Below are 13,871 nucleotides of genomic sequence, written 5' to 3'. Positions count from 1 at the left end.
CCGGATAAATCCGGCCCGTCTCAGCAATCGATGTATGTCTAATTCCCGCGTCCTGATCCTTTCGGCTGCGCTGGGGTCGAGCCGGCGACGTGGGTCTTTAATTGCTCCGGAAGCGGCTTCTCGAGCGGTTTGCGCGGAAGCATCTCGTCCCGCATGGCGGCGTTGTAGATAAAAGACGCCATGATGACTGCTGCCTGCATCAGGTCTTCTTTCTGTGCCCGTTCGTAAACATCCAGGTTCGAGTGGTGCGTAATCGTCTCGTACTCGATTGGATCCTGAATGAATTGAAAAGCCGGAATGCCCACCATATCGAACGACAGGTGATCGGTTCCGCTCGTGTTGCGCATCGTCACTGAGTGGGCGCCCAGGTCGGCAAACGGTTCCAGCCATTTCTCAAAGATCGGCCGAACCGCTGCATTCTCCTGCGCATAGATTCCGCGAATACGCCCTGTCCCGTTATCCAGATTGAAGTAAGCACAAAGTTTCGCCTGCTCCGGCTTGAGCGTGAGTTTGCCCAGCGGCCGCAGGTACTCAGGCGTTTCCGGGTTCATGCCGGCGGTCAGCACGCGTTCGCGGTTGCCGAAGTGCTCCGTCACGTATCCCCGCGAGCCCAGCAGGCCTTGCTCTTCTCCGCCCCACAGTCCGACGCGAATCGTCCGCCGCGGCTTCAGGTCCAGTGCCTTCAGGATGCGTACCGCTTCCATCACCACCGCTACACCCGTCGCGTTGTCGGTCGTGCCGGTGCCAGAATGCCAGGAATCCAGATGCCCACCGAGCATCACAACTTCGTCCTTCTTGTCCGTTCCGGGAATCTCGGCAACTGTGTTGAACTGCTGGACGTTGTCGTACCACTTGTTACGAACATCCAGTTCCAATTCCACCGGGGTCTCTCGCCCAAGCAGTCGAGCCAGGCGACCGTAGTGTTCTGGAGACATCACCAGGCTGGGAATTCCGGGCGATTCATCTTTCTTATAGGCTGACGTGCCCTGCACGAACATCATCCCGCCCTCACCTCGGCTTGGTTCGATAGCTGCCAGCGCCTTTTCTTCCGCCAGGAACTTCGTTACCGCCTTGGCCAGTGCACGCTGCGCCAGGATCGTGGCACGCTGACCTTCGTAGCGGTTACCTACCGTGTAGTTCACGATTTCCGCCAGCTTTTTGTCGTCGTACCGTTCTGATTCAACCTCTTCCCGCGGCTTCAAATCCTTTGCTGCGCCCACGAGCACGATTTTTCCTGCGACCTTGCCGCGGTATTTCTCAAGGTCTTCCGGTTTGGTCACGTTGATCAGGATCGCGCCCGCCTTCACCACGCCATCAGTACCCGGCGACCAAGCTTTGGGAAAAGCCTGCAGCATCGCTACATCTGGTGCCAACATGCGGACCGAAACGAATTCATTCGACCATCCGCGATCAAAAGTGCCCCACGGTTCCAGTCGGGCATTCGTCAATCCGAAGGACGTCAGTTTGTCGCGTGTCCATTCGTTCGACTTCTTCATCGACGGAGAACCGGTCAGTCGCGGCCCAATCATGTCCGTCAGGTCGCTCAGGATCTCCATTACTTGCGACCGGCGGAAACCTTCCTGCCGGATCGCGGTGATCGTCGCCAAGTCAGGCTCATCACCCGCCGCAGCCAGGACCGGAGCAGCAATTGTGAAAAGCACCAATGCTAGTGCAAAAGAGGCCATCTTAAGTTGTTTGTTGATGCGCATGGTCAGGAACTCCAGGACAAAATAAAAATCCACAGTACCGAACGAACACGGAAATTGCGCTAAACTGTTAGCCTGAAATCTTACCACCCGACTCCAAACCCACTAACTATCGTGGTAGTTTGGACCTCCGGCAGTTTCAATTTTCCACAGCAGCCCAAAGCAGGGTTGCTGCATCAGACGATTAGAAAGACCGCAAGACAGGAACAGGCCGTGGTGCCTCTTCCTCCCCCAGTAACCAAAAAAATTTGCAGCGCGGAGGCCTTACAAGATGCTTTCAAAATGTGCCAATCCTGCCTGCTCCAAACCCTTCCGGTACTTGCGGGACGGTAAGCTGTTTGAGATTGATTCCAGAACGATCAGCGGATCCCCAACAGTCGGAGAGCGGAAACCCGTCAGAGCCGTTGAGTTCTTCTGGCTCTGTAGCGAATGTTGCTCGGAATTTACGGTGGTGAACGATCGAGAGAAGGGCGTAATTACGGTGCCCATCGTGCCGCTACCCCGGGTTGCGGTTCGAAGGGCAGCGGCTTCCTGACAACTTACCTTTGTACTCCTGTTGTATTCGTCGCGGCGTAACTGTTCACGCCGCGATTGTACTTTCCGGTCAAATCCGCCCAACGGATCTTCAGGATCTCCAGGAACATCTTGAACCCATCCACTACGGGATTAATTTTCGAACGGTCGTCGTGCGCCCACTCTACCGGAACCTCACGCACCTGGAACTCGAATTTTCGCGCCAGAAATAACAATTCCGGATCGAATCCCCAGCGCTCAATCCTCTGACGCGAAAAGATCTCCTGTGCCGATTTCCGCGTAAATGCCTTGAAACCGCACTGCGTGTCTTTCTCTTTCAGCCCCAGGATCACTCTGAGCAGCAGGTTGAAGATGCGCCCGAACAATTGACGATGAATCGGTTGGCGTTCCGTCTGCAGCTGCGCGTTCAGCCAACGCGACCCGATGGCAACGTCTGCCCCTTGCTCGATCGCTTGGAAGAGCTTCTGCGCTTCATAAATCGGCGACGACAGATCCGCGTCCGAGAACAAAAGCACGTCCCCTTGCGCATGCATCATGCCGTTACGGACCGAATAGCCCTTTCCCCGGTTTCCCGGGTTCTCAATCAGGCGAATCGATGGATGGGTTTTGGCATAGTCACGGATAATATCCGCCGTGTTGTCTCTCGAACCGTCGTTCACCACCAAGATTTCTGCCATCCAATGTTGCTGGGTAAGGTAGGCAAGGATTTTGTCCAGCGTGGCAGTAATCCGCTGTCCTTCGTTGTAAGCCGGTATAACAATGCTGTATGTCATCGAGTCCATTCAGCAGCTTAGACGCTGTTTGGATTGTACTTTGTTGGCACAAATAGGTTGTTTCTTTGCCTGCGGACCAGTTTTTCCACTTTTTCAGCAGCAGACATATGCCCGAAATTACGTACCTGCGCTATTCTGAAGAAGCATTCGAGTCGGCCATATGAACAAGCATCTCGATTCCAAACTGTCCGCACTTTTTGGCCTTGGAATGGCCGCAGGTGTCGCCTACGCGATGCGCGTTCGCCCCTCCCTTTTGAACTGGGGCGCCACCGAGGACGAGAGCGAAATGCACCTCCTCGGCGATGATCTGGCTCCCAACTGCCGCTACCGCGCTACCCGGGCTGTCACCATTAATGCCCCGGTCGAAAAGGTATGGCCCTGGCTGGTTCAGATCGGACAGGACCGCGCAGGCTTCTACAGCTATTCCTGGCTCGAGAATCTCTTTCTGGCCGATATGCGCAACGCCGACGAGATCGTCCCCGAATTCCAGGAGCGGCGTGTCGGCGACACCGTTTGGCTCGCCAACCCTCAACGCTACGGCGGACGCGCCCGCATGGTCGTCGCCGCCCTCGAACCCTACCGCTCTCTCGCCCTTGTCATGCCTCAAGACATGGGCCGCCTCGAAGAGGGCGAAACCGCCGTCTATGGGTGCTGGTCTTTCCACGTGCGGTCGTTACATGGGGGCCGTACCCGTCTGCTTGTCCGCAGCCGTGCCGGAGACTACTCCAGCCTTCCGCACATGGTCTTTGAGTTCCTGGTCTTCGACCCGGCTCATTTTGTGATGGAAAGAAAGATGATGCTGGGAATCAAGGAACGCGCCGAACGCGCGCTCGCCAGTTAGGCAGCGCGCTGCACCCGCAGCAAATCGAAGAATTCGCCCACTAGTTTCGGATCCCAAAGTCCCGCTTCGGCCTCACTCCGCATCAGCCGCCCCGCCTCCTCGTGGCTCAGCGCTGGCTTATACGGACGCGCCGTCCGCAGCGCATCGTAGATATCCACCGTCTGCAAAATTCTTGCCAGCAGCGGAATGTGCTCACCCCGCAGCCCGTCGGGATATCCGCTCCCGTCCCAGTGCTCGTGATGATGCCGGATAATCGGCAATACATTCTTCAACGATTTTAGCGGCCTGCAGATGTTCTCCCCGGTCGCCGGATGCTGTCGCATGACCTGCCACTCCGAGGGTGTCAGGTTCGAACCTTTCTTCAGAATCTCATCCGGAACGGTGATCTTCCCGATATCGTGCAGATACCCGCCCCGCCGAAGCGCAACGATGAAATCCTCATCCAGCCCCAGATGCCGTCCTAGCTGCTCCGCGTAGTCCGCCAGCCTTTCGCAGTGGCCGGCCGTATAGGGATCGCGCGATTCCACGCTCAATCCCAGCGTGCACAGCACGTCTTCGGCGCTCTCCAGCTCGTCCGTAAACTCTTTCAGTTTCAGCAGCGACTTCGCCCGCGCAAATAACTCTTCCGGAAAAATAGGCTTGTTCAGGAAATCGTCGGCCCCGGCTTCGATGGCTCGAATCTTGTCGTCCCGTTCCGTCAGGCCGGTGATCATCACCACCGGGATCAATCGCGTTTCTGGGTTGTTCTTCAGTTCACGGCACAGCTCAATGCCCGATTTCCCCGGCATCACCACGTCCAGCAGGATTAGGTCCGGCATCGCTCTGCGGATCGCCGCCTCTGCCTCGACGGCATTTCCCGCGATCTGCACCTGGTAGCCGTCCGTATGCAGAAGTTCGCGCATCAGCACTGCATTATCGTGGTTATCGTCGACCACAAGTATGCAGGCAGTCTTTCGCCGTGGAAGCGCAATTGCACCCATTCCAGAGTGGGAATCTCGCCTCTCCAAAATGGTTGCATACGATATCCACAGGAGTTGCGGCTTTGTTTCACCCATCGTAGCCTTGAAGAATGAAGTGTTTACCACGGCCTCTGCTCATCTGCGCCATCATTATCGCCTTCATGACCCCTGCGTTCGCGGCCGCCAAGCCGAAACTCCTCAATTTCGGCCCCTGGCAAAAAGTCCCGTTCTACCTCGGCCCTAGCGAAAACAACTCCATCGAGATCAAAATCCGCACTCTCCTCGTGGACGGCAAGATCAAGGAATTCACCACCGGCGACATCCACGAAGTCACCGACCGTTTTTTCGTCGTCCGCAAAGCCTATCGCCTCAACGACTGGCTCCCCGAGGACCCCAAAGCCAAGCAACATCGTTGGAAGTGGCAGCGCGGCGGATGGCTCCTCGTCGACCGCTCCACCATGCGCATCACGCAACTCAACCTGCCCGAGTTCGATCCCTTCTACTCCGGTGCCAGTTGGTTCCGTGACTACGTCGCTTACTGCGGACTCAGCGACGACGCCACCCGAGTCTCCGCCGTCGTCTTCCAGATCGGACGCAAAAAGCCCGTCCTCAAACAACGCCTCGGCGAAGCCAAGAATGGCGAGATGCCGGAATCCGAATGCGAAACGCCGCAGTGGGAGCGCAATCCCATCCGCGTTACATTCCAGCCACTCGGCGGACAAAAACAAACCTTCCAAGTCTTCGGCCACGCCGCCGACGCCATGCCAGTCGGAGGAGAAGAAGAGCAATAGGGATTCGTATCTCGTTCTGCACTAACATAGGTTTGTGCACTCGCTCGATGAACTCCTCCGCGAAGCCGAAATCGCCCATGGCCACCTCTGCGCCGGACAAGTCCTCGGCGTACGCATGGCTCTCGCCGGACTCGCCCATCTCGGCCTCGACGATCCCCGCGGCAAACACCGCAAGCGCCTCGTCACCTTTGTCGAAATCGACCGCTGCGCCACTGACGCCATCGGCGTCGTCACCGGATGCCGCCTCGGCAAGCGCGCCCTGAAGTTTCGCGACTGGGGCAAGATGGCCGCCACCTTCGTCGACCTCGAAACCGGCCGCGCCGTGCGAGTCGCCGCCCGCGAATCATCCAAGCAACTCGCCCGCGAACTTCACCCCGAGATCGAAAGCAAGAACCAGCAACAGATGCTCGCCTACCGCGAAATGCCCGACTCCGACCTCTTTGATTTTTATTGGGTCTCAGTCACTCTCGGTCCCGAAGATATGCCCGGATTCAAAGGCGAACGCATCGTGTGCAGCCAGTGCGGCGAAGGTATCAACTTCAACCGCCACGTCATCCGCGACGGAAAAACTCTGTGCCGCGCCTGCGCCGGCGAGAGCTACTACACTCAGCAATAAACGTGTGGGCGCAGGTGCCCTCACCTGCGCCTTAAATGAACCTTCAGGGTGCACACCAAAGCCACCAACACTGCTCCGGTCGGTCAACCAGTCCCTTCCTCACCGGGTTCTGCCTTATGTTACCTTTTGCCAAATCGATGACGGAAAGGGTAACGTTTTCGTGATCATGATCCGCACCCTCATCGCCTTACTTCTCCTCAGCCTTCCCGCCGTCGCTCAACTCAAGTTTGCCGTCTCCGGCGACTCCCGGAACTGCGGCTCCGTCGTCATGCCACTCATTGCCGCCGACGTCCAGAAACAGAGCGCCGAATTCTACTGGCATCTCGGCGATCTCCGCGCCATGTCCGACTTCGATCAGGACATGTCCATGCGCGCCGACCGCACGAAGCGCCTTTCCATCAACGAATACGCCAACACCGCCTGGCAGGATTTCATCAACAACCAGATTCATCCGTTCGGCGACATTCCCTTCTACATCGGGCTTGGCAACCACGAGATGGGACTGGGCCGCACTCGCGCCGACTTCATTGCGCAGTTCGCTGACTGGCTCAGTTCGCCCACCTTGCGTCGCCAGCGCCTGCTCGATGACCCCAGAGACCACAAGGTAAAAACCTGGTATCACTGGATTCAGGGCGGGGTGGATTTCATCTACCTCGATAACGCCACTTCCGACCAGTTCGAGCGTGCGCAAATGTCATGGTTCACCCGCACCCTCAAGAGCGCTGAATCCAACCCTGCCGTAAAGACCGTCGTCCTCGGCACCCACGCTGCTCTACCGGATAGCCTCGCCTCCGCTCACAGCATGAACGACACTCCCCAGCAGACAGATAGCGGAAGACGTGTCTACAACCAACTCATCGAGTTTCGTCAGAAGACCGGCAAGCGCGTCTATCTCCTCGCCAGCCACTCGCATTACCTGATGGCAAACATCTTCAATACCGAAGAGAACCGCGCGAAGAACACCGTGCTTCCCGGATGGATTGTCGGCACCGCCGGTGCCTATCGCTATCGTTTGCCCGAAGGCGCAAAACAGGCGGACATGGCACAGACGAACGTTTACGGATATCTGCTCGGCACCGTGCAAACCAACGGCGAAATCAAGTTTGATTTTCGTGAAGTGAAGGAATCAGACGTTCCGCCAGACGCGCGCGCGAAGTATGGACAGGAATTGATGAACTACTGTTTCCAGGAAAACCGCGATAAATGAAAAATGGCTAGCGGGTACCCTTCCGCTAGCCACTCCTCGAGACCCTACAATCTATAACCCGATCTCAACTCCGGCCCTGATCACCGGACGGCGAACAATAATCCGTCCTATATCGTCGCGATACCAGTAGTATCGGCGTCCCTGGTGCAGGTAGCTGTAGCAGCCGCCCTTCTTCGCCTGACCCGGCGGTACGTCGCAGTTGCCCCAGCCTACCTTCTTACCTTTGTTCCATCCGGGCGGACGGCTATCGCCTTCATAGCTCCGGTACTGGAAGCCGTTGCGCACTTCCCATCCATCGTCATCACGATGCGACTTTGCGGCACCCTTGCCTTGGTTTCCATGGCCTTGTGCTGCCTGGGCGTGCGGATTTCCCTGGCCTTGACCCTTGCTGTTTCCTTTGCCCTTACCCTGTGCGAACGCGGTCATGCTCAATGCGAATATCGCCAGCACGGCAATAATGAAAACTCGTTTCACGTTACCTCCTGATTGCGCGGTACCTGGAACTCTATACCTGTCTATACCGTGCAGCACGATTCCTGCCGTGCATTGTACCCACGGTTTCAGCCACTTACCTGTAAGAAGGATTCAAGTGATTAGGTAAAAACTACTCGCCTTGAGGAACTCTGACCCTTTACGAGCGCTGTCGCTTCTTGCGCAGCCGATTACGCAGGAACTTCACAAACCAGGACCATCTCGGCGCTGACCCCGGATTCCCGAAGTTCCCCGCCGCCTTGTACAGTGCATCCTCCAGCAGCGCATCGTGCAGCGGCCGAAAAACGAAGATCCATTGGAAGGTCGAGGTGAAGCTGGCACGCATTCGCATCTCGTGTCGAAGTATGCATCCCTCATCCTTCGGGATCACATAAAAGCCGTGTGTGCCGTTGAATCCTTTAGGCCGCAGGAAGTGAAATACGATGCGGTCCCCCGGTACATATTCCTCAACGAAGTACCCGATGGGCCCGTGTCCGCCGGTGGCGCCAACCTGCAATGGACGATCGAACTGCATAGCCGGCCAGTCGCCGTTCGGCCAGATACGATCGTCGTCGCTCGCCAGCGTGCGCAGCAGTTGCCCAACGTCGTACGCCGAGTGCGGAATGAACCGCTCGTGTACGTTCACCACCTTCATGCTGGATGTACCTGCAACTAGACTGCCGCGCGTGAGTGCTCGTAAGCGTGCGCAAGTCGTAGCACTGTCGATTCATCGAAGTGCTTGCCCAGGATCTGCAACCCAATCGGCAGACCTTCCTTCGAATTCCCGCACGGCACCGAGATCCCCGGCACGCCAACCAGGTCCGCCGTAACCGTGTAGATGTCGTTCAGGTACATCCCCACGGGATCGTCGGTCTTCTCGCCCAGTTTGAACGCCGTCGTCGGCGTGGTAGGACAAACGATGGCGTCCACTTTCCCAAACGCCTGTTCGAAATCGCGTGTTAGCAACGTGCGCACCTGCTGCGCCTTTCGATAATAGGCGTCGTAGTATCCCGCGCTCAGCGCGTACGTGCCGAGCATGATGCGACGCTTCACCTCCGCGCCGAATCCCTCGTCACGTGTACGCCGGTACATCTCCGACAGGGTTTTCACATTGGAAGCGCGATAGCCGTAGCGCACGCCATCGAACCGCGCCAGGTTCGCCGATGCCTCTGCCGGGGCAATGATGTAGTAGCAAGGGATCGCATACTCCGTATGTGGGAGCGAAATCTCCACGATCTCGCATTCGCAATCCTTCGCGAGCCTCTGGATCGCTGCCTCAACCGCCGCGCGCACCTCCGGATCGAGCCCTTCTCCGAAGTATTCTTTCGGAATGCCAACTCTCAACCCGCGCACCGATTTGCCGATCTCTTCTTCGTAGTTTGGCACCGGAACCGCCGCTGATGTCGAATCCATCTCGTCGCGTCCGGCTATGTGGTGGAGAAGGATGGCAGCGTCTTTCACGGTCTTTGTGATCGGACCGATGTGGTCCAGCGACGACGCAAACGCAATCAGCCCGTAGCGCGATACGCGCCCGTACGTCGGAAGCAATCCCACCACTCCGCAATACGCCGCGGGCTGGCGGATGGAACCACCGGTATCGGAACCGAGCGCCGCAACCGCAAAATCCGCAGCCACCGCTGCAGCCGACCCGCCCGACGACCCGCCCGGCACTCGCGAAGTGTCTCGCGGATTCTTTACCGGCCAGTATCCCGAGTTCTCATTCGACGAACCCATCGCGAACTCATCGCAGTTCGTCTTACCAAGCACAATCGCGCCGGCATCTTCCAACCGCTTCACAGCTGTGCAGTCATACGGGGATACGAAGTTGTCGAGGATCTTCGACCCGGCGGTCGACCTCACTCCCTTCATCACCATCGCGTCCTTCACCGCGATGGGCACCCCCGCCAGCGGCCCAAGCGCTTCACCCTTATCTGCCGCCTTCTGTACCTCATGCGCCTTCGCCAGCGCGCGCTCTTTGGTCAGCGTTAGAAACGCGCCGATGTTCGCGTCTTCTGCTTCGATCTTCTTGTAGTGCTCTTCAACCAGTGCGACAGGATTCAGCACCCGCTCTACAACGGCGGTACGGACAGCTTCGACAGTGAGAACGTTCAAATCCATGGAATGAATTGAGCTCTGCGACCAAGTACTAACTGCTAATGACTAACTACTTTTCTATGACCTTCGGCACCTTAAAGAAGCTTCCATCCGTTTTCGGCGCACCCTTCATTACCACATCCCGGTCCAACGACGGCCGCACCACGTCATCGCGCATTGCTTCATGCGAGTCCGTATGAACCTGCGCCATCGGCTCCACGCCCGACGTATCCAACTCATTCAGCTTATCGATATGCCCCAGGATGGCGTTCATGTCCCGCAACATGCGCTGTTGCTCTTCCGGCGTCAGTTCCAGGTTCGCCAGTTCCGCCACATACGCCACGTCTTTTTCTGTGACCTTCATTTGGACACCGTTCTCCTAAGCTATTCCCAACTCGCTCTTCCTGACCACCGGCACCACGAACTCGATCTTCGACACCTTTTTCACCACCATATCGTTGATCGCACGCACGTAGTCTCCCGACAAGGCTTCCAACTCCGTCCTCCACGCCTTATCTGGCACCTGCACTCGCAACACGCCTCGTGCGAAGTCCAGTGCTCGCGTCTTTTTGGCTACGCTGGCGCCGCACACCATCGGCCATGCCAGCATGGGAGCCTGGTCAGCGGGGGCATTCTTCAACGCATCCCCAAATATCTTCTGCAGGTTCGAACGGCTGTGTTCCATCTTTCTGGGCCCTTGGATGAATGACAAACCCAGATTCTAACAGCCGCTCTTCTCCCTTCGCCCTCGGAATTCCACACCCTCCGGCGCCACCCGCAAAATGCCTCTTTCTCTTGATTTTCAAGCATTTAGCCTGTACCGTTCAATGCACAGCCTTACCACTGAACCGCCAATTCCGCCGTTTTACAAAATCACAGTTGGGGTGAGACGGACATCACCGTAGCATGTGAAATGTGGGGAACTAAGTTCTAGGAAGTACAGCTACTTATCCGTGCCTCTTCGCGGGCACGCCACAAGTTTTGCAGCTTTATTGGGAGAATCTGACGAATGCACAAACCGGTTAAATACGTAGAGTGGGCGCTGACCCAGGTTGCCAAGGTAGGTTGGGTAGGATACGCGGCCATCACTCGCCGCAAAACCAATCCCTCCTTCACACCAGCATGGTCCGACAAGCCGCTGCTCAAGTCGTATGAGAAGACCAAGCCGCCGCTAGGCTGGCCGCGCACCACCGACTCTCTCTGCCCCAAGTGCGTGCCCGCAGTCCGCAAGCAGATTCTCGACGGCAAGATCCCTCAGGAAGTCCTCCGCAACGAGAAGGTCGGCGAAATCAAGGCCACCATCATCGAGCGCGACGGCAAGATCATGATGGTGAAGGAGTGCCCCGAGCACGGACAGTTCGAGGACATCATGTCCATCGACCCCGCCTTCACCAAGCACCTTGAAGAGGTCTTCCCCGGACGCGACATCCGCGCCCACAACGACGAGAAGCTCCACAACCACGGCACCAGCACCGTGAAGCACGGTCGCGGTTCGGTCCTTACGATCGACCTCACCAACCGCTGCAACATGATGTGCGACCCCTGCTTCATGGACGCCAACCAGGTCGGCTTCGTTCACGAACTCTCCTGGTCCGAAATCAAGCAGCTTCTCGACAACGCCATCACCATTAAGCCGAAGCGCCAGATGTCGGTGCAGTTCTCCGGTGGTGAGCCCACGCTCTCGCCTTACTTCCTCGACGCCGTCCGTTACGCCCGCAAGGTCGGATACACCTCCGTCCAGGCCGCGACCAACGGCATCGAGTTCGCAAAGAGCGTCGAGTTCGCCCAGCAGGCCGCCGAAGCCGGACTCCGTTACGTCTATCTTCAGTTCGACGGTATCGGCAACGCCGCCAACGCGCACCGTAAGGTCGGCAACCTGTTCGACGTAAAGCTCCGCGCCATCGAGAACCTTTACAAGGCTGGCGTGGACATCATCCCCGTCATCACCATCGTCAACGGCATCAACAACGAGCAGGTCGGCAAGATCGTCAAGTTCGCGCTCGACAACCCGAAGGTTATTCCCTTCCTCTCCTTCCAGCCGGTTTCGTTCACCGGCCGTGACGAGGAAGTCACCGACGAGCGTCGCGCAGCGCAGCGCTACACCCTGTCGCACCTGGCGCACGACGTGAAGAACCAGGTCGGCATCGGCGAGCCCGCCCGTGACTGGTTCCCCATCTCGTTCATGTCCACCTTCTCCGATTGGTCCGACGTCGTTCACGGACCGCAGAAGGATTGGGGCCAGCTCTCCTGCGGATGCCACCCGAACTGCGGCACCGGTATGGCCGTCATGGTCGACAAGGAAACCAAGGAAGCCAAAGCCATCACCGCGTTCCTCGACGCCGTTCAGCTCGCCAAGGACACCGCTTTCATCAACGACGCAGGCTGGACCAAGAACTGGTCGGCGCTCGGCATGGCGCTGTCACTCATGCGCAACTACAACGCCTTCGAGACGCCGCGTCACTTCACCATCTTCGAATTCCTTAAGAAGATGGACAAAACCTTCGGCGTCACCAAGAAGGCTCAGTCCGGCGCCTACGGCAAGGTCAGCGGCGACCGTACCCTCGAAGACATCGAGAAGCGCCGCAAGGACCGCTGGAACGTCCTCATGATCGCCGGCATGTGGTTCCAGGATCTGTTCAACTACGACTTCCGCCGTACCGAGCAGTGCATCATTCCGTACGCGACCGTCGAAGGTGAAATCAGCTTCTGCGCCTACAACACCGGTATCGGCTGGCGCAACATCGTCGAGAAGATGCACATGACGGCCACGCTCACCAAGTGGTACGAAGAGCACGGACGCCACGAAATCTTCGCCGGCGGCAAGCGCGTCGCCATGGCGGGCGGCAACGAACGCCATCTCGAACTGCTCGAACTCAAGGACGAACTCGTCACCGAAACCGAGCAGACCGATCTCGATAACCTCGGCATCGCCAAGAACGCTCGCGAGGAAAAACTCCGCAAGCGTGATGCCGCTCAGCTCAAGGTTATCGATCCGAAGGAAGAGGCACGCAACCGCGAGATGATGAAGCTCTATAAGGAAGTTGTCCTCGGCGAAAAGCAGCCCGAAGGCTTCATTCCGCTGACTTCACTCGGCGCACCGTCCAACGGCAACGGTAACGGGAATGGCAACGGCCACAAGCCCACTACCGTGCACGAAGACGAAGTAGCCGGCGTCCCGGGCGACTAACAAATCGTTCCACCAAACTCCAAAAGGCCGCGAGCAATCGCGGCCTTCTTCTTTGGGCGGTTCTGCTACTGGATCGTGCTGCACGCCTCCGGAGGGTCGGCGTTAATTCTGCGCTGCGCGCCATGCGGAATAATCTGGATTGCGTATCCCGTCGCCGCCTCCGTGCCGCTCTCGTTTCGGATCACGTGAACATGGTCGCCACCATGGTCCACGAACGTCTGCCCGGCCGTATAGACGTGCTGCTCGCAGTTCAGCGAGTCGTACACCGTCAGGGTCCCCGACGTGACATAGATCAAGCTGTGCCCCGGGTGGGTATGCCACCCCGTGCTCGCCCCCGCCGGCCACGAGTTAGTTTGGACATATACGTCCGACTTGCCCTTAGTTTTCTGTTGCGATAACCAGACGCTTGCTGCGCCGTCGGTGTCCGACGCCGGCACCAGTTGCTTGTTGAAGACGTCAAATTCATCCCAAGTTGCTGTAAATAGGGTCGATCCCTTGAACCCTCCGCTCGCGTCATTCGCCCGCACCGTCTGGACACCATAAATTCCTGCCAGCGCAACCGCACCAGCCAGCAGCATCAACCAGAACATTTTTCTTCGCATTGCCATCTCCTTGTATCGCGCCCCACAGACGCATGGCTGACAATGCCCCTCTTCCGCCGTGCCCTTCAAGCCGCAAAGCACGGATTTACC

General features: G+C 57.8%; 14 protein-coding genes. 5 read left to right on the top strand and 9 right to left on the bottom strand.

The window, feature by feature from the left end; translation table 11 throughout:
* Positions 1-38: 38 nt before the first annotated feature.
* Positions 39-1,709 carry a M20/M25/M40 family metallo-hydrolase gene (locus VN577_16480; GenBank protein HWR16421.1) on the bottom strand — a complete coding sequence of 557 codons (1,671 nt, stop codon included), beginning with the start codon at positions 1,707-1,709 and terminating at the stop codon, positions 39-41.
* A gap of 536 nt (positions 1,710-2,245) precedes the next feature.
* Positions 2,246-3,013: a dolichyl-phosphate beta-glucosyltransferase gene (locus VN577_16475; GenBank protein HWR16420.1), complete on the bottom strand. Its 768-nt coding sequence runs from the start codon at positions 3,011-3,013 to the stop codon at positions 2,246-2,248.
* A 160-nt stretch (positions 3,014-3,173) separates the two neighbouring features.
* Between VN577_16475 and VN577_16470 the strand changes: the two genes are divergently transcribed.
* Positions 3,174-3,854 carry a hypothetical protein gene (locus VN577_16470; GenBank protein HWR16419.1) on the top strand — a complete coding sequence of 227 codons (681 nt, stop codon included), beginning with the start codon at positions 3,174-3,176 and terminating at the stop codon, positions 3,852-3,854.
* Here VN577_16470 and VN577_16465 read toward each other — a convergent pair.
* Complete coding sequence (locus VN577_16465; protein ID HWR16418.1) at positions 3,851-4,834, bottom strand: HD domain-containing phosphohydrolase; 984 nt, start codon at positions 4,832-4,834, stop codon at positions 3,851-3,853. The genes VN577_16470 and VN577_16465 overlap by 4 nt on opposite strands.
* Before the next feature lie 89 nt (positions 4,835-4,923).
* Between VN577_16465 and VN577_16460 the strand changes: the two genes are divergently transcribed.
* From VN577_16460 to VN577_16450, 3 genes are all read left to right on the top strand, one after another.
* Entirely contained in the window at positions 4,924-5,604 is a 681-nt protein-coding gene (locus VN577_16460) for a hypothetical protein (GenBank protein HWR16417.1), read from the top strand.
* Positions 5,605-5,638: 34 nt separating this feature from the next.
* Positions 5,639-6,220 (top strand): FmdE family protein, encoded by a 582-nt coding sequence (locus VN577_16455; protein ID HWR16416.1) that lies wholly within the window; start codon positions 5,639-5,641, stop codon positions 6,218-6,220.
* A gap of 166 nt (positions 6,221-6,386) precedes the next feature.
* Entirely contained in the window at positions 6,387-7,427 is a 1,041-nt protein-coding gene (locus VN577_16450) for a hypothetical protein (GenBank protein ID HWR16415.1), read from the top strand.
* A 51-nt stretch (positions 7,428-7,478) separates the two neighbouring features.
* Here VN577_16450 and VN577_16445 read toward each other — a convergent pair whose 3' ends face one another.
* The 5 genes from VN577_16445 to VN577_16425 form a co-directional block, all read right to left on the bottom strand.
* Positions 7,479-7,901, bottom strand: coding sequence for a hypothetical protein (locus VN577_16445; protein ID HWR16414.1), 423 nt, complete (start codon positions 7,899-7,901; stop codon positions 7,479-7,481).
* 157 nt (positions 7,902-8,058) lie between these two features.
* Positions 8,059-8,553: a hypothetical protein gene (locus VN577_16440; protein ID HWR16413.1), complete on the bottom strand. Its 495-nt coding sequence runs from the start codon at positions 8,551-8,553 to the stop codon at positions 8,059-8,061.
* Positions 8,554-8,570: 17 nt separating this feature from the next.
* Positions 8,571-10,016, bottom strand: coding sequence for an Asp-tRNA(Asn)/Glu-tRNA(Gln) amidotransferase subunit GatA (gatA, locus tag VN577_16435; GenBank protein HWR16412.1), 1,446 nt, complete (start codon positions 10,014-10,016; stop codon positions 8,571-8,573).
* 46 nt (positions 10,017-10,062) lie between these two features.
* Entirely contained in the window at positions 10,063-10,356 is a 294-nt protein-coding gene (gene gatC, locus VN577_16430) for an Asp-tRNA(Asn)/Glu-tRNA(Gln) amidotransferase subunit GatC (GenBank protein ID HWR16411.1), read from the bottom strand.
* 15 nt (positions 10,357-10,371) lie between these two features.
* A complete protein-coding gene (locus tag VN577_16425) occupies positions 10,372-10,677 on the bottom strand; it encodes a DciA family protein (protein HWR16410.1) in 306 nt (101 codons plus the stop codon).
* A gap of 324 nt (positions 10,678-11,001) precedes the next feature.
* On the opposite strand from VN577_16425, the gene VN577_16420 reads away from it, so the two are divergent.
* Positions 11,002-13,179 (top strand): radical SAM protein, encoded by a 2,178-nt coding sequence (locus tag VN577_16420; protein HWR16409.1) that lies wholly within the window; start codon positions 11,002-11,004, stop codon positions 13,177-13,179.
* A gap of 65 nt (positions 13,180-13,244) precedes the next feature.
* On the opposite strand, the gene VN577_16415 is transcribed toward VN577_16420, so the two are convergent.
* A complete protein-coding gene (locus tag VN577_16415; protein ID HWR16408.1) occupies positions 13,245-13,781 on the bottom strand; it encodes a cupin domain-containing protein in 537 nt (178 codons plus the stop codon).
* Positions 13,782-13,871: the final 90 nt, after the last annotated feature.

The sequence above is a fragment of the Terriglobales bacterium genome (genome assembly GCA_035561515.1).
GTDB lineage: Bacteria > Acidobacteriota > Terriglobia > Terriglobales > Acidobacteriaceae > DATMXP01.
The sequence above is the reverse complement of the archived record's forward strand: the minus strand, read 5'-3'. Positions and strand labels throughout refer to the sequence as shown.